Raw genomic sequence first — 23,394 nt, 5'->3', positions numbered from 1 at the left:
GGAGGGCTCGCGTGACGCTCGGCAGGAAGATCGGCGTCCTCCTCACCGCGATCGTGGTCGGCGGCTGCTCCGTCGCCCTCGCGACGTACGTACCTCCCAACGAGCGCCGGACCGGCACGGCGGGCGGCGAGCAGCTCGAGGGCACTCTCGTGGGTGCCGGGTCGAGCGCGCAGCAGGCCGCCATGCAGGGCTGGACCGCCGGGTTCAGCGCGCTCCAGCCCGGGGTGACCGTCAGCTACGACCCGATCGGTTCCGGTGGCGGCCGTGAGCAGTTCCTCTCCGGCGGCATCGACTTCGCCGGGTCCGACGCCGCCCTGGACGAGGAGGAGCTCCGGGCCGCCGAGGCGCGCTGCGGCGACGCCGGGGTGTTCGAGCTGCCGAACTACGTCTCCCCGATCGCCGTCGTCACCAATCTCGAGGGCATCGACCAGCTGAACCTCTCCCCCACCACGCTGGCCGGCATCTTCGCCGGCCAGATCACCCGGTGGGACGACCCCGCCATCGCCGCGGACAACCCCGGTACTCCGCTGCCCGACCTGCGGATCACCCCGGTCAACCGCAGCGACGACTCCGGCACCACGCAGAACTTCACCGAGTACCTGGCGGCGGCCGGCGGGCCGGCCTGGCCGTACGAGCCCGCCGGCGAGTGGCCGGTCGAGGGCGGCGAGGCGGCCCAGGGCAACTCCGGCGTCATCGCCGCGGTCGCCGGCGGGCAGGGCACCATCGGCTACACCGACCTGAGCCAGGTGGGTGAGCTCGGGGTGGCCCGGATCCGGGTGGGCGAGGAGTTCGTGGCCCCCTCCCCCGCGGCGGCGGCCGCGGCCGTGGAGGACGCCGAGCAGCTACCCGGCCGCGGGGAGCACGACCACGCGGTGGCCATCGACCGCGAGACCAGGTCGTCGGGCCGCTATCCGATCGTGCTGATCAGCTACCACATCGGCTGCCTGCGGCAGGAGGATCCGCAGGTCGCCGAGCTGCTGAAGGCGTTCCTGGGCTACGTGGTCAGCGAGGAGGGGCAGGCGGCCGCCGCGGAGGTGGCCGGATCGGCACCGATCTCCGCCGGCCTGCGCGCCCAGGCGGAAGCGGCGATCGAGGCGATCTCCGGCCCATGAGCGGACGGTCCGGTCGTCACAGCCACTTCCCCGGGCACGCTCAGGGAGCGTGCAGGAAACCCGCGCACAGTCGCCTCATGACCACGACTTCCGCGGCGACCCGATCCCGGGCCCAGCTCACCCGCCCCGACGGCACCGCGCTGCGCGTGCTGGTCGTCGACGACGAGCCCTCGATCTGCGAGTTGCTGTCGATGGCGCTGCGCTACGAGGGCTGGGACGTGCGCACCGCGCCCGACGGCACCGAGGCGGTCCGCACGGCCCGCGACTTCCGGCCCGACGCCGTGGTGCTGGACGTCATGCTCCCGGACATGGACGGCCTGGAGGTGCTGCGCCGGCTGCGCGCGGACTCCCCGCTGGTGCCGGTGGTCTTCCTGACCGCCAAGGACGCCCTCGCCGACCGGATCGCCGGGCTCACCGCCGGCGGCGACGACTACGTCACCAAGCCGTTCAGCCTGGAGGAGGTCGCGGCCCGGTTGCGCGGGCTACTCCGGCGCACCAGCCGCGTCGTCGCCGACGACGGCCTGCTGGTGGTCGGCGACCTCACCCTGGACGAGGAGAGCCACGAGGTCACCCGCGACGGCACCGACATCCGGCTCACCGCGACCGAGTTCGAGCTGCTGCGCTACCTCATGCGCAATCCCAAGCGGGTGCTGTCCAAGGCGCAGATCCTCGACCGGGTGTGGCAGTACGACTTCGGCGGCCAGGGCAACATCGTCGAGCTCTACATCTCCTACCTGCGCCGCAAGATCGACGCCGGCCGCTCGCCGATGATCCACACCTTGCGGGGTGCCGGGTACGTGATCAAGCCCGCCGCATGACCAGACCGCCCTCCCGGTGACCGACCGCCGGATCCGGGGCGCGACGCGCCGGCTGCCGTTGCGCACGCGGTTGCTGGTCGCCTTCCTGGTCCCGCTGGTCCTCGTGCTCGCGCTGGTCGGGATCGTCTCCACCGCCGCGCTGCGCGCCGAGCTGGTCGATCAGGTCGACGCCCGGCTGGAGGACGTGACCTTCCGCTCGAAGAACTACGACCGGCAGCCCGGCTACGACGGCCCGCCACGACGAGCCGACGGCCCCGGAGCCGACCCGGACGACCCCGGTGGCCCGGTCTTCCTGTACGCCCGCGGCCAGGGCGAGGGGACGCTGGGTGTCCGGATGGTCGAGGGGAACGTCGTCCAGTCGGGGGTGCTCGGCCCGCGCTTCGGGGTCACGCCGCTGAGCAGCGCCCAGCAGGCCCAGCTCGCCGGCGTCCCGGTGGACGGCGAGCCGCGCACGGTCGACCTGGGCGGCGACCTCGGGGAGTACCGGGTCGTCGCCGTCTCCGAGCCGGACCGGGACGTGCTGGTCAACGGGCTCCCCCTGACCAGCACCTCCGCCGCGGTCGCCAACCTGGTCACCGTCGAGGTGCTGGTCGGTCTGCTCGGGCTGGGGGCCGCCGCCGGCGCCGCGGTGCTCGTCATCCGCCGCACGCTGCGCCCGCTGGCCCGGGTGGCCGGCACCGCCACCCGGGTGTCGGAGCTGCCGCTGTCCAGCGGGGAGGTGCGCCTGGTGGAACGGGTACCTCCGCAGGACACCGACCCGCGCACCGAGGTGGGCCAGGTGGGCACCGCGCTGAACCGGCTGCTCGACCACGTCGAGGAGTCGCTGGCCGCTCGGCAGACCTCGGAGACCCAGGTCCGCCAGTTCGTCGCCGACGCCAGCCACGAGCTGCGCACGCCGCTGTCGTCGATCCGCGGCTACACCGAGCTGGTGCGTCGGCAGGGCGGGGAGCTGCCCGCCCAGGTGGGGCACGCCGTGGGCCGGGTGGAGTCCGAGGCGCTGCGGATGTCCGCGCTGGTCGAGGAGCTGCTGCTGCTCGCCCGGCTGGACGCCGGTCGCGAGCTGTCCACCGAGGAGGTCGACCTGACCGCGCTGGTCGTGGACGCGGTCAGCGACGCCCACGTCGCCGGCCCCGACCACCGCTGGCAGCTGGAGCTGCCCGACACCCCGGTGCTGGTGCCCGGCGATCCGGCGCGGCTGCACCAGGTGGTGGCGAACCTGCTCGCCAACGTGCGGGCCCACACGCCCGCGGGGACGACGGCGACGACGCGGCTGTGCACCGTGGACGGCTGGGCGCGGATCGAGGTGGTCGACGACGGCCCCGGCATCCCCCCGCACCTGCGCGGCCAGGTATTCGAGCGCTTCGCCCGGGGCGATTCCTCCCGGTCCCGCACCGCGGGCAGCACCGGGCTGGGGCTGGCCATCGTGCACGCCGTGGTCACCGCGCACGGCGGCACGGTCGCCGTGGCCGGCCTGCCCGGCGGCACGATGTTCACCGTGCGGTTGCCGCACGCCACCCACCCGCCCGGCGAGGACTGAGCCGGCGGCCGGCGGTCAGGCGGACAGGCGGTCGCCGGCGACCTGGGCGTAGACCTCGGCGTGCACCCGGCGGACCGCCGCACGCTGCTCGGCCCGCCAGTCCTGGTCGACCCGGCCGGGAACCGGCCGGGTGAGGGCGGCCACCACCGCCGAGGACAGCGACGTGGCGTCCAGCCCGGTCCGGGTGTCGTTGTCGTAGGCGACGACGTCGGACCACTGCTGGGCGAGGTACCCACCCCGCGGCGCGACGACCCGGGTGCCGGCGTCCCGGCACATCTCCACCCAGCTGGAGTGGGTGCAGGCCCGGTGCGGCAGCACCGAGACGTGCAACTCCTGCAGGTTCCGGACGCAGGCGGCGGGGTCGCGCGGATGACTGCGGCGCAGCTCGAGCTGCTGGTCCTCGGCGTACCCGGCGAGCTCGGGGAGGTCGACGGCCAGGTCGACGTCGGGGTGCACGTCCACCCGCAGCCGGCCACCGCCGGACACCGCGCCGGACAGCGCGCCGCGCACCAGCCCGGCGGGCTCGGCGATGCCCGGGCCCAACCGGCCCAGGTAGAGCCCGACCAGCCGGGTCTCGCGGCCGATGCCCGGGGTGGGGGCGGCCAGCGAGGGATGGGCCACCACGATCGCGGTGCGGCCGTACCGGTCGGCGATCTCGTCGGCCGCACCGCGGGTGAGCGTGAGGACGACCTCGGCGGTGGCCAGCAGGGCGGCCAGCTGGGCCCGGTGCCGGGCCAGCGATGCGCCCTCGACGGGCCGCAGCTGGTGCACGGTCACCACCAGCGGCAGTCCGGTGCGCCGGACCGCCGCCGTCCACGCCTCGAGCTGGGCACGGCTCAGCGACTCGTAACCGGAGTGGACGTGCAGCACGTCGACGTCGGCGGCGGAGGCGACCAGGTGGTCGGGGTCCCACCACGGGCTGGGCGACGTGGCCGGGCCGACCCGCACCGTGTCCGGCGCCAGGATCGCGTCCAGGTAGGCGCCGCCGGGCGGCACGCTGGCCACCCGGAGCGGAGGCCACGCCGGCAGTGCTGCGGTCACGCGGTGCTCAGCCTCCTGCGGTCGAGCACTGCGGCGGCAGGTGCCGTGCTCCTCGACGGACGGTGCGCGCCTCCTCGGGCGGCCGCTCTGGTCTACCCGCTGTAGCCGGGCCCGAACCGAGGGACACCGGCCGCTCCACCCGGACGGGGGAGGACACACCCCCACCAGGACGACCGGACGGCCTCAGGCCTGGGCCCGCAGCTCGGCCAGGATCGGCCTGGCGACCGCGAGGGCGTGGTTGGCCGCCGGGACACCGGCGTAGACGGCGGTGTGCAGGCACACCTCGGCGATCTCCTCGTCGGTGAGCCCGTTGTGCACCGCGGCCTTCACGTGCAGCGCGAACTCGTCCCAGTGCCGCAGCGCCGCGGTGATCGCCAGGGTGAGCATGCTCCGCTCCCGGCGGGCCAGCCCGGGCCGCTGCCACAGGTCGCCCCAGGCCACCCGGGTGATGAAATCCTGGAAGTCGGCGGTGAGCGGCGTGACCGCGGCGACCGCCCGGTCGACGTGCGCGTCGCCCAGCACTTCCCGGCGCACCCGCATGCCCGCGGCGCGGCGCTCGTCGTCGGTGGTCAACGGCGCAGGGTCGGTCATCGGGTGCCTCCGGTGGCGTGGGAGATCAGGGCGTCGGTGACCTGGCCGGCCCGCTCGATGTTGGCCAGGTGGGCACCGGGCGAGACGGTGAGCAGCCGGGCCCCGGGGATGCCGTCGGCGATGAGCTGCTGGTGGTCGGGCGGAAGCGCCGGGTCCTCCGCCCCCGAGACGACCAGCGTGGGAGCGGTGATCGAGCCCAGGTCGGCGCGCTGGTCCATGCCGCCGATGGCCGCGCAGCAGCTGGCGTAGCCCTCGTCGGGAGTGCCGGCGATGGTGGCGCGCATCCGGGCGACCAGGTCGGGGTGCGCGGCGGCGTAGCCGGGGGTGAACCAGCGGCCGACGACGGCGTCGGCCAGCGCGCCGGTGCCCTCGGTCCGCGCGGTGTGCGCCCGGTCCCGCCAGCTCTGCTCGTTGCCGGTGTACGCCGAGCTGCACAGCACCGCCAGGGTGGCCACCCGCTGCGGCTCGCGCACGGCCAGCCGCAGCGCCGTCATGCCGCCGACGGACAGCCCGGCCACGTGCGCGGTCTCGACGCCGAGCCGGTCGAGCAGCGCGACGACGTCGTCGGCGAGGTCGTCGATGGTCGAGTCGCCGCCGGGCACCGGCGAGCGGCCGTGCCCGCGGGTGTCGTAGCGGACCACCCGGAAGAGCTCGGAGAGCGCGGGCAGCTGGGGGTCCCACATGGCCAGGTCGGCCCCCAGCGAGTTGGACAGCACCAGGACCGGGGCGTCGTCCGGCCCCTCGACGACGGCGTGCACGGGGATGGCGGTCACGGAGCGGCCTCCTGGATCGGGTCGCCCTGGACGGCGACGACGTGGCTGGCGAGGGCGGCGTCGACCTGCGCGCCGGCCTCACCGACGTCCGGCGCGGAGCCGGCCAGCACGGCCGCGGCGTCCACCCCGGGATGAGCGGCCAGCACCTCCGGGACGACGTCGGCCAACCGGCGCCCGGACGCCGCGGCGGCCCGGACCGCGTCGGCGGCGGCCTCGTGTGCGGGACCGGCGCCCAGCGCGGGGGCCAGCGCCTCGGCGAGCGCGCCGGCCAGCTGCGGGTCGGCGGCGGCGGAGACGGTGGCCGCCATCCGGACGGTGTCCCAGCGGAGCACCGACAGCGACTCGGCCAGCCAGGACACCGCGGACCCGACGGTCGACAGCAGCTCGGTGAGCGTGGGCCACTCGGCGTGCCAGGTGCCCGCCCCCCGCTCGTGCTCCTGCTCCATGGCGGCCAGCAGGGTGGCGACCAGCCCGGGCGCGCGGCGGGCGCAGGCGCGGGCGGAGATCGCCGCGACCGGGTTGTTCTTGTGCGGCATCGCCGAGGAACCACCGCGGCCGGGGGCCACCTCGGCCACCTCCGCCACCTCGGTCTGGGCCAGCAGCACGACGTCCAGCGCGATGGTGGCGACCACCCCGGCGGCGGCGCCGAGCAGGCCGGCGAGGTCGGCGATCGGCAACCGGACGGTGAACCAGGGGACGTCGGTGCTCGACAGGCCGAGCTCGGCGGCGAACGCTCGGCGCAGGTCCACCCCCGACCCGGAGCTGGCGGCCAGGGTGCCGACGGCGCCGCCGTACTGGACCGGCAGCGCCCCGGCGACGGTGTCCAGCCGGGCGCGGACGCCGTCCAGCCCGGCCAGCCAGGTGGCGACCTTGAGCCCGACGGTCACCGGCAGCGCCTGCTGCATCAGGGTGCGGCCGATCAGCACGTCGTCGCGGTGCGCGGCGGCCAGTGCGGCACACGAGGCCGCGGCCGCGGACAGCTCGGCGTCCAGCAGCGTCAGTGCGCGCCGGGACAGCAGCATCGCCGCGGTGTCGACGACGTCCTGGCTGGTGGCGCCCACGTGCACGGCGCGGGCGGCATGCGGGCCGACCGCGTCCTGCAGGGCACGCACCAGCGGCGGGACGGGGTTCCCCGCGTCGGCGGCCTTCCGGTACACCGTCGGGAGGTCGAGCCGGGCCGGCTGCGCGCAGACCTCGGCCACCTCGTCGGCCGCTGTCCCGGCCACCAGTCCCACCCGGGCGGCGGCCCGGGCCAGGGCGGCCTCGGCTGCCAGCAACGCGTGCAGCCACGCGTCGCCGCCGACGGCCCCGGCCACCGGGCCGCGGGCGAACGTGCCGTCGAGCAGGCCCGTCACAGCGCCGGCCCGCTCACAGGGCGAAGAAGACGGTCTCGTCCTCGCCCTGGAGGTGGAAGTCGAGCAGGTACCCGTCCGCGGTGGGCCGGGCGATCAGCGTCCGCCGCGCGGCGTCGTCGGGCAGCCGCTGCAGGACGTCGTCCTCCGCGTTGGCCGCCGCTTCATCACCGAAGTAGATCCGGGTGACCACGCGGTCGAGCAGGCCGCGGGCGAACAGCGAGACGTCGACGTGCGGCGCCTGCAGGCCCCCCTTGCCGTCGGGCACCCGGCCGGGCTTGAGCGTGCGGATCCCGTACTCCCCGGGCGGCTGCACGGTGTGCGAGCGCCCGAAGCCGCGGAACCCGGGGAACCGGCGCGCGCCCTGCGGGGCGTCGGGGTGGTCGAACCCGCCGTCCGGGTCGGCCTGCCAGGTCTCGATCATGGCGTCCGGCACCAGGTGGCCGTTGCCGTCGAGGACCCGGCCGCGCAGCCAGACCGCGCCCTCGGTGCCCTCGGGGACGACGTCGGGGCCGTCGGCCCAGGTGAGCCCGATGGCCAGGTAGGGCCCCACCGTCGCACTGGGGGTCGTGCCCCGCCGGAGCGGCTCGTCCAGGAAGCCCGAGCCGCGCCGCGGCATCCCCTCGTACCGGTCGTTGCTCTCGTCGGCGTCCAGCACCTGCCGGGAGAAGTGTCGGTCCATCAGGCCACACCTCCGGCGTGGCTCCGGACTCGATCCGCTCCTCGTTCGCTGGCGCTCACTGCGATGCTCCCTCGCCCGTCGCTCACGCGACGTCCCCATCGTCGTCGGTCTCGAAGGGCGTCTGCCCGCTGCCCCGCAGCACGATGTCCCAGCGGAAGGCCAGCGCCCAGTTGTCCTGGGTGCGGTCCAGGTCGAACGTGCTGATCGCGCGGTGCCGGGCCGACGCCGGGATCGAGTTGTAGATCGGATCCTGCTCGAACAGCGGGTCGCCCGGGAAGTACATCTGGGTGACCAGGCGCTGGGTGAACGCCGAGCCGAACAGGCTGAAGTGGATGTGCGCCGGGCGCCAGGCGTTGTGGTGGTTGCCCCACGGATAGGCCCCGGGCTTGATGGTGGTGAACTCGTAGCGGCCCAGGCCGTCGGTGATCACCCGGCCCAGGCCGTCGAAGTGCGGGTCGAGCGGGGCCGGCCAGTTGTCGCCCACGTGCCGGTAGCGGCCGGCGGCATTGGCCTGCCACACCTCCACCAGGGCGTCCGGCACGGGCCGGCCGTCGCTGTCGAGCACCCGCCCGAACACGAAGATCCGTTGGCCCTGCGCCTCGCCGCCCCTGCGCAGGGTGAGGTCGGCGTCGGCCGCGGTCACCCGGTCCTGACCGAGGACGGGACCGGTGACCTCGGTGAGCCGCTGCGGCAGGTCGACCGGCGTGCGCAGCGGGGCCCGCAGGGCGGTGCTGCGGTAGCCCGGGTAGCCGACGGGCGTCCGTCGCTCCTCGGCCTCGCGCAGGTAGTGCGGCAGGATCAGCGCGCTCTCCGACGGCGGTCGCGGCTCCCGCGATGTGGTCCCGGTCATGCCGGAGAAGGTACGACGCCGGGACTACCCTGCGACAGCTTCGACTTCCACTGAACAGAAGGCAGGTGCCGAGTGGCCGGCGGCGCCACCGCAGCGGGCAGGTCGGTGACCTCGCGCGCGCTGGGCGTGCTGGACGCCTTCGCCAGCACCCACCCCCGCCTGACGCTGTCCGAGGTGGCCGAGCGGTCGGGCACCCCGCTGACCACCACGCACCGGTTGCTCGCGGAGCTGGTCGCCTGGGGGGCGCTGTCCCGCCGGCCGGACGGCCGCTACGAGATCGGCCGCAAGCTGTGGGACCTCGGCCTCCTCGCCCCGGTCCAGCTGGAGCTGCGGCAGGTCGCCGCCCCGTTCCTGCTCGACGTGCACACCGCGACCCGGGACACCGTGCACCTGGCGGTCCGCGACGGGCTGCGGGCGCTGTACGTCGAGCGCATCTCCGGCCGGGAGTCGGTGCCGGTGGTCAGCCAGGTGGGCAGCCGGCTGCCGCTGCACGCCACCGGGGTCGGCAAGGTGCTGCTGGCCGCCGCGCCCGACGACGTCCTCGAGCAGACGCTGCGCAGCCTCACCCGGGAGACCCGGCACAGCGTCGTCGACCCGCGGGTGCTGTCCCGGGAGCTGGCCGACGTCCGGCGGCGCGGGGCCGCGCGCACCTCGGAGGAGATGTCCCTGGGCGCCACCTCGGTCGCCGTCCCGGTGACGGTGGAGAGGCCGACCGGCCCGGTGGTCGCCGCCGCGCTGGGCATCGTCGTCCCGGTGCACCGCCGGGACACCGCACGGCTGGTACCGGTCCTGCAGGTCGCGGCGCGCGGCATCGGCCGGGCCCTGGCGCGGGCGGCGGAGTTCCGCTGACCGGCGGGGACGCCGCCCGGTTCCGATTCCGTTGAGTGGAAGGGCGTGCTCGCCACCCCCGGCAGCCCGGGTCACACTCGGCCGATGCGTACTCAGGTGGGGATCATCGGCGCCGGGCCCGCCGGACTGCTGCTCTCGCGGCTGCTCCAGCTGCAGGGCGTGGACACGGTCGTGCTGGAGAACCGGTCCCGCGACTACGTGGAGGCCCGGATCCGCGCCGGCATCCTCGAGCAGCACACCGTGCAGACCCTGCGCGACGCCGGGATGGGCGCCCGCCTCGACCGCGAGGGCCTGCCGCACGACGGCATCCACCTGCAGTACCCGGGCACCCGGCACCACCTCGACTTCGAGGAGCTGTGCGGGCGCAAGGTGTGGGTGTACGGGCAGACCGAGGTCACCAAGGACCTGATCGCCGCCCAGCTGGACGACGGCCCGCCGCTGCTGTTCGGCGTCTCCGACGTCACCCCGGAGGACGTCGACGGCGACTCCCCGCGGATCCGGTTCACCGACGCCGACGGGGTCGCCCAGGTGCTGGACTGCGACGTGGTCGCCGGCACCGACGGCTTCCACGGGGTGTCCCGCCCGCTGGTCACCGCCGGCACGGACGGCCGGGTGTGGGAGCGCACCTACCCCTTCGCCTGGCTGGGCATCCTGGCCGACGTCGCGCCGTCGGCCGACGAGCTCGTGTACGCCTGGCACCCCGACGGCTTCGCCCTGCTGTCGATGCGGTCACCGTCGGTCTCCCGGCTCTACATCCAGGTCGACCCCGCCGAGCAGATCGGGGAGTGGTCCGACGACCGGATCTGGGCGGCGCTCTCCACCCGGCTCGGGATCGACGGGTGGACGCTGCAGACCGGGCCGGTGACCGAGAAGTCGATCCTGCCCATGCGCTCCTTCGTCAGCGCGCCGATGCGCCGCGGCCGGCTGTTCCTGGCCGGGGACGCCGCGCACATCGTGCCGCCGACCGGCGCGAAGGGCCTCAACCTGGCCGTCGCCGACGTCACGCTGCTGGCCGAGGCGCTCGTCCGGCTGCTCGCCGAGCACCGGACCGACCTGGTCGACAGCTACTCCGACCGCGCGCTGGCCCGGGTCTGGCGCTGCACGCACTTCTCGTGGTGGATGACCTCGATGCTGCACACCTCCGGCGACGACTTCGACGCCGAGCTGCAGTTGTCGCAGCTGCGCCGGGTCTGCTCGTCCGAGGCCGCCGCACGCGAGCTCGCGGAGAACTACACCGGCCTGCCGATCGACCGCTGAGCCGGCCGGCGAACTGGCCACTTCCGCCGAGGGCGTCCCCCAGCGGATTCCTCCGGGCGCCGTCAACTGGCAGACTCTCCCGACTGCCACGTCCAGGTTGGGTACTTCTGCCCGCCGTGCGTCGCTGACACGGACCAGTTCGCACCACTAACTTCCACGTCATGTTGTCGACACTCCTGGTCATCGCCGGCGTGCTCGTCGGGCTGCTCGTGCTCCTCGCCCTGATCGTGAGCCTGAGCGCCCGACCCACGGAGAAGCGCGGCGCCACCACGGCCACCCGCACGCCGTCCTGGGTGGTGGACACCGGCGAGAAGCACCCGGACGCCTGGTCGCCGCTGTCCAACACCAGCACGGACATCCGCGCGGTCCGCTGAAGAAGGACCCGCTCCTCCCCAACCCTCGCAAGCTCGGGCCGGGCCCCTGGAGCGGGCCGGAGGCAGGAGGTGCCTACGCGCGGCGCTCAGCCGCCGGTCATCAGCTCCGCCGCGCGCTCGCCGATCATCACCGCGGTCGCGGCCGGGCCCCGCGAGGTCACCCGGGGCATCACCGAGGTGTCCACCACCCGCAGCCCCTCGACACCCCGGACGCGCAGGCGCTGGTCGACGACCGCCCCGGGGTCGCCGTCGGGCCCCATCCGGGCGGTGCCGGCCAGGTGGATGGCGGTGGCCAGGTGCCGGCGGGTCCAGCGGTCCAGCTCCCGGTCGTCGGCCAGCACGTCGTCGGGCAGGCCGGTGCGCCCGGCGACCAGCGGGGCGAACCCGGGAGTGCGCAGCAGCTCGGCCGCGAGCCGCACCACCTCCCGCATCCGCCGGCGGTCGGACCCCACCGTCAGGTAGCGGTACTCCAGCCGCGGCTGGACGAGCGGGTCCGCGCTGGTCAGCGTCAGGCTCCCGCGGCTGTCCTCCTGCTGCAGCGCCACCGCCAGGTACAGGTCGTCCCGGCGCCGCGCCTGGTCGAGCAGCCGGTGCAGGGATGCCCCACGGAGCGCACGGAGCACGGCTCCGGGATGGCGGAGGGTCTCGGCGACGCCGCCCAGCGCCGACCCCTCCGACCGGTCGACCAGCACCTTGCCGAACGGCTTGAGCCACGGCATCACCTCGAGGTCGCCGTGCGCCGGCGAGCCCTCGGCCGGGGTGTTCAGGGCGGTCGCCAGCGGCGGCAGGCCGCGCGGGGTGGGCAGCCGGCGGCGGGGCTGCCAGGTCACGTAGAGGTCCGGGTGGTCGCTGAACTCGGCACCGACCCCGGGGAGGTCGACCAGCACCGGCACCCCGGCCGCCCGCAGCTGCGCGGCCGGCCCGATCCCCGACAGCAGCAGCAGGTGCGGCGAGCCCACCGCACCTGCTGCCAGGACGACCTCGTCGGCCCGCACGACGCCCGCCGCCGTCCGGACGCCGACCGCCCGGCCGCCCTCGACCACCACCCCGGTCACCCTGGTGTCGCCGCGCACGCTCAGCCCCGGGTGGCCGCGGCGCGGCGACAGGTAGGCCATCGCGGCGTTCATCCGCACCCCGTCGCGGACGTTCACCGGGATCGGCCCGTGGCCCGGCTCCGCGCCGGCGTTCTTGTCCGGCTCGGCGCGGAAGCCGAGCTCCGCGCAGGCCGCGGCGAAGGCGTCGACCACGGGGTGGTCGGGCACCGGCCGGGTGACCGGGACCGGCCCGTCGGCGCCGTGCCCGGGCCGGTTCCCGAAGTCCGCATCGGCCTCCGACCGCCGGAACGCCGGGAGCACCCGGTCGTAGGACCACAGGTCGTTCCCCTCGGCGGCCCAGCCGTCGAAGTCGGCCGGGGTGCCGCGGACGAAGTAGGTGCCGTTGATCGCGCTCGACCCGCCGACCCCGCGGCCGCGGACCACCGGGTACCGCACGTCCTCGGCGAGCAGGCCGGTGTAGGTCCAGTTGGCGGGGTGGCCCGGCGTGGCCGCGCCGAGGGTCGCCACGTCGCGCAGGACGGCCGGGAAGTCGTCGACGGCCCGGTGGTCGGCGCCGGCCTCCAGCACCAGGACCCGCCGGCCGGCGTCGACGAGCCGGGCGGCGAGCGCGCACCCGGCCGAGCCCGCGCCCACCACGACGACGTCCCAGTGCTCCGCCGCGGCCACGGGGCCGACGCTAGGCGAGCCGGAACATCCCCGCCGCACCCGGCACGACGCGCTGCTCGCTGACCAGCTTGGCCAGCGTCGCCCGCGTCGACTGGGCCGCGGCCGGCCACACCTCCCGCGGCACGGCGGCGTACACGGTGGCCACCAGCTCCTCGACGGTGCGCGCCCCGCCGGCGAGCAGGTCCAGCAGCTGCGCCTCCCGATGGGCCCGGTGCGCGAGGTAGAAGTCCAGCACCGCCAGCGGGTCCTCGGTGAGCTCGGGGCCGTGCCCGCAGTACAGCGCCGAGGGGCCGAGGTCGTGCACCCGGCGCAGCGACTCGAGGTAGGCGAGCACGTCGCCCTCGGGATGGGTGACCACCGAGGTGCCCCGCCCCAGCACGTGGTCACCGACCAGCACCGCGCCGGACTCCAGCCGGAAGGCCAGGTGGTCGCGGGTGTGCCCCGGGGTGGCGACGACGCCCAGCGCGGTGCCGGACAGCGTCACGGTGTCCCCGGCCGCCAGCACCCGCCCGCCCGGGCCGGCCACCGCCGGGTCCGCCGCCGCGACCGGGGCGCCGAAGCGGCGGCCCCACGGCGCAGCGGCCGCCGCGTGGTCGCCGTGGTGGTGGGTGACCAGCACGGCCACCACCCGGGCGTCCCGGGCGGCGAGCACCGACTCGACGGCGGCGAGGTGGGCGTCGTCCGCCGGTCCGGGGTCGACGACCACCGCCTGACCACTGCCCGGCGCGCCGACCACGTAGGTGTTGGTGCCGTCCAGCGTCATCCCGGACGGGTTCGGTGCCAGCACCCGGGTCGCCAGGGGCTCCAGGTCGGCGGTCGGCGACATCGCGCCGGGAGCGGGCAGGTCCCAGCCGGTGCGGGGGTCCACGGGGGCGGTCACGTCCGGCAGGCTAGCCGCGCAGCGCCCGGCACCCTCCTCCGCCGGCCGATAACGTGTGGCCATGCGCCCATCCGCGACCGTCCTCCGGGCCGGTCTGTCCGCGACCGCCGCCGTCCTGCTGCTCACCGGCTGCGGCGGGTCCGACGAGGAGCCGGACGCCGCGCCGTCGGCCGGTGCGTCGACGCCCGCCGGCTCCACCGCGGAGTCCACGGCCACGTCCGAGGAGGACGTGCAGGCCTTCTGCGCCGAGGCCGAGGCCGCCTTCACCGGGGTGGCCGACGCATTCGGCTCCCCCACCGCGCCGGCCGACGTCGGCGCCGCGTTCGACCAGATCGTCACCGCGTTCGACCAGGTCGAGCCGCCGGCGGAGATCAGCGCCGACTGGTCCGCGCTGCAGCAGAGCCTCACCGGCCTGCGCGACGCCGTGGCCGGCACCGACGTCACCACTCCCGAGGGGCAGGCCGAGGTCCAGGGCGCCGTCACGACGTTCCAGAACGACACCGCCGAGCCGCAGCGGGCCGTCGAGGACTTCCTCACCACCAACTGCGACAACGCCGCGACCGGAACGCCCACCACCGCGCCGAGCAGCTGATCCGGACGCTCAGCCGCAGCGCTCCATCGGGACGCCGCGGGCCCGCAGCCACGGCACCGGGTTGACCTGCCCGCTGTACATGCCCCCACCGGGGTGGACCTCGAAGTGCAGGTGCGGACCGGTTGACTGGCCGCGGTTGCCGACCTCGGCGATCTGCTCGCCGGCCGAGACCCGCTCCCCGACCGACACGTAGTACTCGTTGACGTGCCCGTAGACGGTGATCGCCCCGTCGTCGCCGCGGATGTAGACGGCCAGCCCGAAGCCGGTGGCCGCGCCCGCGCGCTGCACGGTCCCCGACGTGGCCGCGTAGACCGGGGTGCCGACCGGGGCGGCGATGTCCACGCCGAAGTGCGTGACCCCCCAGCGGGCACCGAAGCAGCTGGTGATCCTGCCGCTGGTGGGGCGGACGTACCCCGCGGACGACGCGGTGGTGGACCGGCTGCCGGCGGTGACCGCGCGGCTGGCCGCCGCGGCCGCCGCGGCGTCCGCGCGCCGCTGCGCCTCGGCCGCCGCCTCCTCCTCGGCCCGCTTCTGGGCGAGCCACTGCTGATAGGCGTTGCGGGCGCCCTGCAGCTCCAGCAGGCGCACCTGGGCGTCCTGCAGCTGCTGGTCGTAGGCCGCCTTCTGCGCGTCCACCGCGGCGAACGCGGCCGCCGAGGCCGCCACCTGGGCGTCGGCGGCGGTCTTCGCGGCCGCGGCCCGCTGCTCGGCGGCCGCCTTCTCGTCGCGGGTGCTCCGCGCGGCGGCCTCGGCCTCGGCCTGCCGCACCTGGGCGCCCTCCAGCTGTCCCAGCACGTCGAGCTGGTGGTCGGCGACGTACTGCAGCATCGCCGCCTTCTGCACCAGCTCGGCCGGCCCGTCGACGTCCAGCAATGCCAGCTCGCTGGTCAGCGCGCTGCCGTTCATGTACGTGTCCCGGGAGAAGTCCCGGATCCGTGACTGGGACGCGACGACGGCGTCCGCGGCCAGCTGCAGGTCCCGGGCCGCCGCGGCAGCCGCCGCCTCGGCCAGCTGCCGCTCCTCCTCGGCAGCCAGGTACGCGGTGCCGGCGGCCTCGGCCTGCACCTGCACCTGCTCCAGCTGCAGCTCGGCCGCGGTGAGGAGCCCGGTGATCCGGTCCACCTCCGCGGCGGCGGCCTGCTGGGCGGTGGCGGCCTGGTCCAGCTCGCCGTCACTGGGGTTGGCCGGGTCGGCCGAGGCGGGTGCGGCGCCCACCACGAGGAGGGCGCCGGCGAGCAGGGCGGCGATCGCGCCGGCCAGGCTCCGGGACGGTCGCCGACCCGGGCCCGGACGGGCTGGAGGCGGGCGCAGCAGACGCTGCGGCATGGGTCGCTCCCTGGGGAAGAGGGGCGGATGGATGAGCTCCGCGACTGTCCCAGGAATCACCAGGAGTAACAAAGGCAACACGCGGCGCAGTGGTCGCCGATGTGGAACTGCACCGTCCGGGGCTCAGGATCCCGGCGGGCGCTCCAGCTCCTCGGCCAGCTCGGTGAGCTCCTGGCCGCCGGCCATCATGGTGGTCAGCTCGTCCCGGCCGACCTCGCCCTTCGCGAAGTCGCCCATGCTCCGGCCGCGGTTGAGCAGCAGGAAGCGGTCACCCACCGGGTGCGCGTGGTGCGGGTTGTGGGTGATGAAGACCACGCCCAGGCCCCGGTCGCGCGCCTGGGCGATGTACCGCAGCACGACGCCGGCCTGCCGCACCCCCAGCGCGGACGTCGGCTCGTCGAGGATCAGCACCCGCGCACCGAGATGCACCGCCCGGGCGATGGCCACCGACTGGCGCTCGCCGCCGGACAGCGTGCCCACCGGCTGATCGGGGTCGCGGATGTCGATCCCCATCGCGGCGAGCTCGCGGCGGGTGACCTCCTTGGCCGTCACGCTGTCGAAGCGGCGGAACGGGCCCCACCCGGTGGTCGGCTCCGACCCCAGGAAGAAGTTCCGCCAGATCGACATCAGCGGGATCATCGCCAGGTCCTGGTAGACCGTCGCGATGCCGGCGTCGAGCGCCTCGCGGGGGGCGGAGAAGCTCACCGGCCGCCCGTCGAGCAGCAGCTCGCCGCGGGTCGGGCGGTGCACCCCGGCCAACACCTTGATCAGGGTGGACTTGCCGGCGCCGTTGTCGCCCAGCACGCAGGTGACCTCCCCGGCGCGCACGCTGGTCGAGATGCCGTCCAGCGCGATGACCGAGCCGTAGTCCTTGCCGATGCCGCGCAGCTCCAGCAGCGGTGTGCCGGCCGGCGCGCCCCCGCTCATCGCCGGGCCGCCTCGGCGTAGCGGCGCACCAGCCGGTTGGCCAGCACCGCGAGCAGCAGCATCGCGCCGAGGAAGAAGTAGAACCAGTCGGCGTCCCAGTCCAGGTACGGGATGCCCAACTGCGTCATCCCGAAGATCAGCGCCCCCAGCGAGGCTCCGACCGCCGAGCCGAACCCGCCGGTGAGCAGGCACCCGCCGATCACCGCCGCCACGATGTAGATCAGCTCGTTGCCGGTGCCGGTGTTCGCCTGCACCGAGGTCAGCCGGACGGCGAGGATCGTGCCGACCAGCCAGGCGGCCGCGGCGGTGGTCATGAACAACGTGATCGTCGTCCGCCGGGCCGGGACGCCGACGTTGCGGCTGGCCACCGGGTCACCCCCGGTGGCGAACACCCAGTTGCCGAAGCGCGTCCTCAGCAGCACGTAGCTGGCCAGCACGGTGATCAGCAGCCACCACAGCACCGCCACCCGGAACTGCGCGCCGGCGATGGTGAACCGCGAGGCGAAGACGGCCTCCGCGGCGGCGTACCCGGGCGCCGAGGCGATGCCCCCGGCCACCACCGTGCCGGTGAAGGCCTTGGTCAGCCCCAGGTTCAGCCCCTGCAGCATCAGGAACGTGCCGAGGGTGATGATGAAGCTGGGCAGCCCCGTGCGGGTCACCAGCCAGCCGTTGGCGAAGCCGATCGCCAGCGCGAGCGCCAGCGCCGCGGCGATGGCCGCCCAGATGTTCCACCCCCACTGGCCGGTGGCGACGCCCACGGTGAGCGCCGTCGTCCCGGTCATCACGCCGGCCGAGAGGTCGAAGTGGCCGCCGATCATCAGCAGCGCCACCGCGACGGCCATGATGCCCAGCGTCGAGGCCGGGTCGAGCCAGTTGGCCACCCCGCCCGGGGACCGGAAGTCCTCGGACAGGACGGCGAAGAACGCGAACACGACGACGGCGCCGATCAGCGAACCCAGCTCGGGCTTGACCAGCAGGCGCCGCCAGAGCCCGGTGGTCGCCAGTCGTTCGTCCGCCCGCGCCGGTGGGGCGGCCGGCGCCTGGGAGACCGCGCTCAGCGGGTACCGGCCGAGGACAGGTCGGCGATCTCGTCGACGTTCGAGCTGTCCACGATCCCCGGGCCGGTCAGCACCGGCTGCCCGCCACCGACGGTGTTCAGGTTCTCGACGTACAGCTTGAGCATGACGATCGGCAGGTAGCCCTGCTCGTACTGCTGCTGGTCCACCGCGAAGGAGATGGTGCCGTCCTGGATGCCGGCGATCACGTCACTGTTCAGGTCGAACGTGGCGACCTCGGCATCGGAGCCGGCGTCGGAGACCGCCGCGGCGGCGACCGAGGCGACCGCGGAGTTCAGCGTGAGGACGGCGTCGACCTGCGAGTCGCCCTGCAGCTGGGAGGTGATCGTCGACTGGGCGGCCTGCAGGTCGTTGATGTCCACCTGCACGAGCTGCACGGGGGTGCCCAGGCCCTGGGATGCGCCCTCGCACCGCTGCTCGAGCCCGATGTTGCCCGCCTCGTGGACGACGCAGAGCACGTTCGTGGCGCCGTCGGCGGCCAGCCGCTGCCCGGCCCCGCGCCCGGCGATGACCTCGTCCTGCCCGACGTGCCCGATCGCCCCGAACTCCGCCGACCGCTCCGCGCCGGAGTTGATGGTGACCACCGGGATCCCGGCCGCCACGGCCGTCTCGATCGAGTCCTGCACCGCGTCGGGGTTGGCCATCGAGACGACGAGCCCGTCGACCTGCTCGTTGATCGCGGCGTCGATCAGCTGCGACTGGCGCTGCGGGTCGCCGTCGCTCTGGTAGTCGACGTCGATCCCGAGATCCTCGCCGGCGGCCTGGGCGCCGTTCTTGACCACGTCCCAGAAGGCGTCGCCGGCCGAACCGTGGGTGACCACGGCGAAACTGAGGTCGCCGGCCAGATCGTCGCCGGTACCGCCACCGCCGCCACCGCCGTCGCCGCCGGAGCAGGCGGAGAGGAGCAGGGGCGCCGCCAGTGCGAGTGCGAGCAGCCGCTTGGGTCCAGCCATCGTTGCGTGTCCTCCTGTGTCGGCGACCGGCGCCGCGCCCGGTGGTCCGCCCGGCGACCGTGGTCCCGGGCCCCGGACGGAGTGTGCGGCACCGGCTCCCGCCCGGCATGTACGTCGGCCCTGATCATGCCCGCCCGCCCCGGCTCAGGGACCAGGGACCTCCTCGCCGCAACCCGCGTTCCCGGTGCCGGTGCCGCCGGTGTGGACGACCGAACGGGAGGAGCGCACCTAGGCTCCTCCCGTGGACGTGATGGGCTCCGGGCACGAACAGGTCGTCTTCTGCTCCGACGAGGCCTCCGGTCTGCGGGCGGTGATCGCTATCTACTCGACCGCGCTCGGCCCGGCCCTCGGCGGCACGCGGTTCTTCCCCTACGCCTCGGAGGAGGCCGCCGTTACCGACGCGCTGGCGCTGTCCAGGGCGATGGCCTACAAGAACAGCCTCGCCGGGCTCGACCTCGGCGGCGGCAAGGCGGTGATCATCGGCGACCCGAGACGGGACAAGACCGAGGCGCTGCTGCGCGCCTACGGGCGTTTCGTGGAGGCCCTCGGTGGCCGGTACCTCACCGCCTGCGACGTCGGCACGTACAACGCCGACCTGGACGTCGTAGCCCGGGAAACCCGCTTCGCGCACGGCCGGTCGGAGGCCTTCGGCGGCTGCGGCGACTCCTCGGTGCTGACTGCGTTCGGCGTCTTCCAGGGCATGCGGGCCGCTGCCCAGCACCGCTGGGGCGGCCCCACGCTGGCCGGGCGGACCGTCGCCGTGGCCGGGGTGGGCAAGGTCGGCAGCTGGCTGGTCGACCGGCTGGTGGCCGACGGCGCCACGGTCGCGGTGACCGACGTCGACCCCGCGGCCGTGCAACGGGTCCGCTCCCGGCACCCGCAGGTCACCGCCGTCGCGGACACCGCGGCCCTCGTCCGGACGCCGCACGACGTCTACGCGCCCTGCGCACTGGGCGGCGCCCTGGACGACGAGACGGTGGCCGCCCTGCCCGCCGAGATCGTCTGCGGCGGCGCGAACAACCAGCTGGTCCACGAGGGCACGGCGGGTCTGCTCGCCGACCGCGGGATCCTCTACGCCCCCGACTACCTGGTGAACGCCGGTGGCGTGATCCAGGTCGAGGACGAGCGGCACGGGTTCTCCTTCGCCAGGGCCGAGGCCAAGGCGACCACGATCTTCGACGTGGCGCTGCGGGTCTTCGATGCCGCCGCCGCAGCGGGGGTGTCCCCCGCCGTGGCCGCCGATCGGCTCGCCGAGGAGCGGATGGCCTCGGTCGGCCGGCTGGCGACGATCCGCCTCCCCCGCTGACCGGTCCCGGAGGCCGGATCGCGGGCCCCTCGACGGCCGATCGGATGAGACTCCGGTCACGGACAGGGCCGCTGGGCCCTCCGGATGGGGGGCCGCGCGCAGGGACGCGTGCTCGTGACCGATACGTGTCGTAAGCTCGCCCCAGGACACAGTCACTCAGTCGGGGTCGCCGCACGGGCCGTCCAGCCCGGAGCTGGGCGCCCCTTCCCGGTCACCGAGGGGGTCGAGCCGATGGGGCGCGGCCGAGCGAAGGCCAAGCAGACACGCGTGGCCCGTGAGCTCAAGTACAGCTCACCCAACACCGACCTCACGGCTCTGCAGCGTGAGCTCGCTGGTCAGCCATCGTCGTTCCCCGCTCGCGGGGGCACCAGCGACGACGACGACGCGATCGACGATCGATGGGCGCCGGACGACGACGCGGACGACGACTGGGCTGCCAGTCGTTGACCCGCTGAGTTCTCCGGCCCAGTTTGACGACACCGCCGCTCCCACCCGGGGGCGGCGGTGTCGTCGCGCGCCCCGGCCCCAGCTGGCCCCGCTCCCAGCGGCCCCGTCCAGAGGCTCACCCTGAGCCACGATGGCCTCGTCCCGAGGCTCGTGCCGAGCTTGCGAGGCATGAGGAGGACGAGGTCCTTTTTCAACGGCGGTAGGAGCCCACCAGGTGCGCGCCGGTCTGCCCGCCGTCGGGCGTGCGGTCGACCGTGCCGGCCACCCACGCCGGGATGCCGCGGGCGCTGAGCAGCGCCACGGCGCGGCCGGCGACCGCGGGTGAGACGGCGGCCACCATGCCCACGCCGCAGTTGAACGCCCGCTCGGACTCCACCCGGGGCACCCCGTGCTGCTCCAGCAGCCCGACCACCGGGGGCAGCTCCCACGTACTGCGGTCGAGCACCGCGGTCAGCCCCTCCGGAACGACGCGGGCGGTGTTGCCGGCGAGCCCGCCGCCGGTGATGTGCGCGAAGGCGTGCACCTGCTCCACCCCGAGCTCGGCGACGAGGGCCAGGCAGGACAGCGCGTAGATCCGGGTCGGCTCGAGGAGCTCCTCCCCCAGCGACCGGTGCAGCCCGGCCGGGGTGGCGGTGAGGTCCAGGCCGGCCCGCGCCACGACCCGGCGGACCAGCGAGTAGCCGTTGGAGTGCAGCCCGGAGGACGCCATCGCGATCACCGCGTCGCCCGGCTGCACCCGCTCCGGCCCCAGCACGGCGTCGGCTTCGACGACCCCGACCGCCGTGGCGGCCAGGTCGTACTCGTCTGCGTCCATCAGGTCGCCGTGCTCGGCGGTCTCGCCGCCCACCAGCGCCGCGCCCGCCTCGCTGCACCCGGCGGCGATGCCGGTGACGATGGCGGCGATCCGCTCGGGCACCACCCGGCCGCAGGCGACGTAGTCCTGCAGGAACAGCGGCTCCGCGCCGCAGGCGACGAGGTCGTCGACGACCATGGCGACCAGGTCGATGCCCACGGTGTCGTGCCGGTCGAGCATCCGGGCCAGCGCGATCTTGGTGCCGACGCCGTCGGTCGACGACGCCAGCAACGGGCGGCGGTACTTGACGGTGTCCAGCGCGAACAGCCCGGCGAAGCCGCCGAGCCCGCCGACCACCTCGGGCCGGTTGGTCCGCTCCACCGCCGAGCGCATCAGCGTGACCGCCCGCTCGCCGGCGTCGATGTCGACCCCGGAGGCGGCGTAGGTCAGCTCCCCCCGGCCTGCGGGGTGCTGGTCACCGCCGGACGACGAGCCGGTCACGGCCGGGTGAGGGCGTCGTCGGCGCCGCCGGCCCGGGCCGGGCTGCCGGCCTGCTGACCGGTCCACCCGCTCACCGACCGGGCGGCGTCGGCGTCGGACATCGCCCGCCGGCCGATCCCGTCCAGCACGTGCTTGCCCAGCAGCTCCGGCTCGCCCAGCGGAATGGGGTACTCGCCGGTGAAGCAGGCGGTGCACAGCCGGTTGGCCGGCTGCTCGGTGGCCGCGATCAGGGCCTGCTCGGAGACGTAGCCCAGCGAGTCGGCGTTGATCGAGGCGCGGATCCCGTCGACGTCCAGGCCGTTGGCGACCAGCTCGGCGCGGCTGGCGAAGTCGATGCCGTAGAAGCACGGCCATTTCACCGGCGGCGAGGAGATCCGCACGTGCACCTCGACCGCGCCCGCCTCCCGCAGCATCCGGATCAGCGCGCGCTGGGTGTTGCCGCGGACGATCGAGTCGTCGACGACGACGAGCCGCTTGCCGCGGATGACGTCGCGCAGCGGGTTCAGCTTCAGCCGGATGCCCAGCTGGCGGATGGTCTGCGAGGGTTGGATGAAGGTGCGGCCCACGTAGGAGTTCTTGACCAGGCCCAGCCCGTAGGGGATGCCCGAGGCCTCCGCGTAGCCCACGGCGGCCGGTGTTCCGGACTCGGGCACCGGGATGACCAGGTCGGCGTCGGCCGGGTGCTCCCTGGCCAGCCGGCGGCCGATCTCGACCCGGGCGGCGTGCACGCCGCGGCCGGAGATGGTGGTGTCCGGGCGGGCCAGGTACACGTACTCGAAGACGCAGCCCTTGGGTGCCGCCGGGGCGAAGTGCTGCGAGCGCAGCCCGTTCTCGTCGATGGCGATCAGCTCGCCGGGCTCGACCTCGCGGACGAACGACGCGCCGCAGATGTCCAGGGCCGCCGTCTCGGAGGCGATGACCCAGCCCCGCTCCAGCCGGCCGAGCACCAGCGGGCGCACGCCCTGCGGGTCGCGGGCGGCGTAGAGGGTGTTCTCGTCCATGAACGTGAGGCTGAAGGCGCCGCGGAGCATGGGCAGCACCTCCATCGCGGCGCCCTCGACCGAGAGGTCCTGGCGGGCGCCGATCAGGGAGGTGATCAGGTCGGAGTCGGTGGTCGAGGTGAACGCCCCGGCGATGCCCTCGTCGGCGGCGGCCCTGGCCAGCTCCGCGGTGTTCACCAGGTTGCCGTTGTGGCACAGCGCCAGGCTGGTGCCGGCGTCCGTGGTGCGGAACGTGGGCTGGGCGTTCTCCCAGGTGGAGGCGCCGGTGGTCGAGTACCGGGTGTGCCCGACGGCGATGTGGCCGCGCAGGCTGCCCAGGGTCGGTTCGTCGAACACCTGGCTGACCAGGCCGAGATCCTTGAAGACCACGACGGACGAGCCGTCGGACACCGCGATGCCGGCCGCCTCCTGCCCGCGGTGCTGGAGGGCGTACAGGCCGAAGTAGCTGAGCTTGGCGACCTCTTCACCCGGCGCCCAGACGCCGAAGACGCCGCAGGCGTCCTGGGGGCCGGGTTCAGAGGGGTCGAGGTCGTGCGTCAGCCGTCCATCACCGCGAGGCACCCATCGAGCGTACCGGGGATGGGGGTTGCCGACCGTCCCGCCCGGGTGGTTCCGCTCACCCGGGCGGGACGGCC

Annotated in this window: 23 protein-coding genes; 9 read left to right on the top strand and 14 right to left on the bottom strand. The window is 74.8% G+C overall.

All coding sequences use genetic code 11. The features are described from left to right. Positions 1-11: 11 nt before the first annotated feature. The 3 genes from pstS to ACYVG5_RS17205 all read left to right on the top strand — a co-directional run bounded on the left by pstS (position 12) and on the right by ACYVG5_RS17205 (position 3,467). On the top strand, positions 12-1,112 hold the full coding sequence (gene pstS / locus ACYVG5_RS17215; protein WP_460683386.1) for a phosphate ABC transporter substrate-binding protein PstS: 1,101 nt from the start codon (positions 12-14) through the stop codon (positions 1,110-1,112). A gap of 77 nt (positions 1,113-1,189) precedes the next feature. Further along, on the top strand, positions 1,190-1,930 hold the full coding sequence (locus ACYVG5_RS17210; protein ID WP_222048866.1) for a response regulator transcription factor: 741 nt from the start codon (positions 1,190-1,192) through the stop codon (positions 1,928-1,930). A 16-nt stretch (positions 1,931-1,946) separates the two neighbouring features. Next, entirely contained in the window at positions 1,947-3,467 is a 1,521-nt protein-coding gene (locus tag ACYVG5_RS17205; protein WP_222048865.1) for a sensor histidine kinase, read from the top strand. A 15-nt stretch (positions 3,468-3,482) separates the two neighbouring features. Here the strand turns inward: ACYVG5_RS17205 and ACYVG5_RS17200 are convergent, their stop codons facing one another. The 6 genes from ACYVG5_RS17200 to pcaH all read right to left on the bottom strand — a co-directional run bounded on the left by ACYVG5_RS17200 (position 3,483) and on the right by pcaH (position 8,756). Continuing rightward, positions 3,483-4,667 carry a glycosyltransferase gene (locus ACYVG5_RS17200; protein ID WP_460683385.1) on the bottom strand — a complete coding sequence of 395 codons (1,185 nt, stop codon included), beginning with the start codon at positions 4,665-4,667 and terminating at the stop codon, positions 3,483-3,485. Between the two features lie 24 nt (positions 4,668-4,691). Next, a complete protein-coding gene (gene pcaC / locus ACYVG5_RS17195) occupies positions 4,692-5,099 on the bottom strand; it encodes a 4-carboxymuconolactone decarboxylase (protein ID WP_222048863.1) in 408 nt (135 codons plus the stop codon). Next, a complete protein-coding gene (gene pcaD, locus ACYVG5_RS17190) occupies positions 5,096-5,872 on the bottom strand; it encodes a 3-oxoadipate enol-lactonase (protein WP_222048862.1) in 777 nt (258 codons plus the stop codon). Before pcaD ends, pcaC begins: the two co-directional genes overlap by 4 nt. Next, positions 5,869-7,227 carry a 3-carboxy-cis,cis-muconate cycloisomerase gene (pcaB, locus tag ACYVG5_RS17185; RefSeq protein ID WP_460683384.1) on the bottom strand — a complete coding sequence of 453 codons (1,359 nt, stop codon included), beginning with the start codon at positions 7,225-7,227 and terminating at the stop codon, positions 5,869-5,871. The genes pcaD and pcaB overlap by 4 nt, the downstream gene beginning before the upstream one ends. 13 nt (positions 7,228-7,240) lie before the next feature. Next, on the bottom strand, positions 7,241-7,906 hold the full coding sequence (gene pcaG / locus ACYVG5_RS17180) for a protocatechuate 3,4-dioxygenase subunit alpha (RefSeq protein ID WP_246630296.1): 666 nt from the start codon (positions 7,904-7,906) through the stop codon (positions 7,241-7,243). A gap of 82 nt (positions 7,907-7,988) precedes the next feature. Further along, positions 7,989-8,756: a protocatechuate 3,4-dioxygenase subunit beta gene (gene pcaH, locus ACYVG5_RS17175; protein ID WP_222048861.1), complete on the bottom strand. Its 768-nt coding sequence runs from the start codon at positions 8,754-8,756 to the stop codon at positions 7,989-7,991. A gap of 105 nt (positions 8,757-8,861) precedes the next feature. Here pcaH and ACYVG5_RS17170 point away from each other — a divergent pair, with 105 nt between their 5' ends. The 3 genes from ACYVG5_RS17170 (at position 8,862) to ACYVG5_RS17160 (ending at position 11,236) form a co-directional block, all read left to right on the top strand. After that, positions 8,862-9,605 (top strand): IclR family transcriptional regulator, encoded by a 744-nt coding sequence (locus ACYVG5_RS17170; RefSeq protein WP_460683383.1) that lies wholly within the window; start codon positions 8,862-8,864, stop codon positions 9,603-9,605. A gap of 84 nt (positions 9,606-9,689) precedes the next feature. After that, positions 9,690-10,862 carry a 4-hydroxybenzoate 3-monooxygenase gene (locus ACYVG5_RS17165; protein WP_222048859.1) on the top strand — a complete coding sequence of 391 codons (1,173 nt, stop codon included), beginning with the start codon at positions 9,690-9,692 and terminating at the stop codon, positions 10,860-10,862. A 161-nt stretch (positions 10,863-11,023) separates the two neighbouring features. Beyond that, a complete protein-coding gene (locus tag ACYVG5_RS17160; RefSeq protein WP_222048858.1) occupies positions 11,024-11,236 on the top strand; it encodes a hypothetical protein in 213 nt (70 codons plus the stop codon). Positions 11,237-11,322: 86 nt separating this feature from the next. Here ACYVG5_RS17160 and ACYVG5_RS17155 read toward each other — a convergent pair whose 3' ends face one another. Beyond that, entirely contained in the window at positions 11,323-12,957 is a 1,635-nt protein-coding gene (locus ACYVG5_RS17155; protein ID WP_222048857.1) for a GMC family oxidoreductase, read from the bottom strand. 10 nt (positions 12,958-12,967) lie between these two features. Next, positions 12,968-13,837 carry an MBL fold metallo-hydrolase gene (locus ACYVG5_RS17150; RefSeq protein WP_222048856.1) on the bottom strand — a complete coding sequence of 290 codons (870 nt, stop codon included), beginning with the start codon at positions 13,835-13,837 and terminating at the stop codon, positions 12,968-12,970. Positions 13,838-13,898: 61 nt separating this feature from the next. Between ACYVG5_RS17150 and ACYVG5_RS17145 the strand changes: the two genes are divergently transcribed. Then, a complete protein-coding gene (locus ACYVG5_RS17145; RefSeq protein WP_222048855.1) occupies positions 13,899-14,429 on the top strand; it encodes a hypothetical protein in 531 nt (176 codons plus the stop codon). Between the two features lie 9 nt (positions 14,430-14,438). Here the strand turns inward: ACYVG5_RS17145 and ACYVG5_RS17140 are convergent, their stop codons facing one another. From ACYVG5_RS17140 to ACYVG5_RS17125, 4 genes are all read right to left on the bottom strand, one after another. Then, positions 14,439-15,755, bottom strand: coding sequence for a M23 family metallopeptidase (locus ACYVG5_RS17140; protein WP_222048854.1), 1,317 nt, complete (start codon positions 15,753-15,755; stop codon positions 14,439-14,441). A gap of 123 nt (positions 15,756-15,878) precedes the next feature. Then, positions 15,879-16,682, bottom strand: coding sequence for an ATP-binding cassette domain-containing protein (locus ACYVG5_RS17135; protein ID WP_222048853.1), 804 nt, complete (start codon positions 16,680-16,682; stop codon positions 15,879-15,881). After that, positions 16,679-17,614 carry an ABC transporter permease gene (locus ACYVG5_RS17130; RefSeq protein WP_460683382.1) on the bottom strand — a complete coding sequence of 312 codons (936 nt, stop codon included), beginning with the start codon at positions 17,612-17,614 and terminating at the stop codon, positions 16,679-16,681. Before ACYVG5_RS17130 ends, ACYVG5_RS17135 begins: the two co-directional genes overlap by 4 nt. 122 nt (positions 17,615-17,736) lie before the next feature. Next, positions 17,737-18,711, bottom strand: coding sequence for a sugar ABC transporter substrate-binding protein (locus tag ACYVG5_RS17125; protein WP_222048852.1), 975 nt, complete (start codon positions 18,709-18,711; stop codon positions 17,737-17,739). A gap of 250 nt (positions 18,712-18,961) precedes the next feature. Here ACYVG5_RS17125 and ACYVG5_RS17120 point away from each other — a divergent pair, with 250 nt between their 5' ends. Further along, positions 18,962-20,017: a Glu/Leu/Phe/Val dehydrogenase dimerization domain-containing protein gene (locus tag ACYVG5_RS17120; protein ID WP_222048895.1), complete on the top strand. Its 1,056-nt coding sequence runs from the start codon at positions 18,962-18,964 to the stop codon at positions 20,015-20,017. Between the two features lie 231 nt (positions 20,018-20,248). Continuing rightward, the gene (locus tag ACYVG5_RS17115; protein ID WP_222048851.1) at positions 20,249-20,464 is read left to right on the top strand and encodes a DUF3073 domain-containing protein; all 216 of its coding nucleotides are present in this window, start codon (positions 20,249-20,251) and stop codon (positions 20,462-20,464) included. A gap of 190 nt (positions 20,465-20,654) precedes the next feature. On the opposite strand, the gene purM is transcribed toward ACYVG5_RS17115, so the two are convergent. Then, complete coding sequence (gene purM, locus ACYVG5_RS17110) at positions 20,655-21,758, bottom strand: phosphoribosylformylglycinamidine cyclo-ligase (RefSeq protein WP_460683381.1); 1,104 nt, start codon at positions 21,756-21,758, stop codon at positions 20,655-20,657. After that, positions 21,755-23,320, bottom strand: coding sequence for an amidophosphoribosyltransferase (purF, locus tag ACYVG5_RS17105; RefSeq protein ID WP_222048850.1), 1,566 nt, complete (start codon positions 23,318-23,320; stop codon positions 21,755-21,757). Before purF ends, purM begins: the two co-directional genes overlap by 4 nt. Between the last annotated feature and the right edge of the window lie 74 nt (positions 23,321-23,394).

The organism is Modestobacter lapidis (assembly GCF_054780755.1).
Note: the sequence above shows the minus strand (reverse complement) of the source record. Positions and strands in the feature narration are given on the sequence as shown.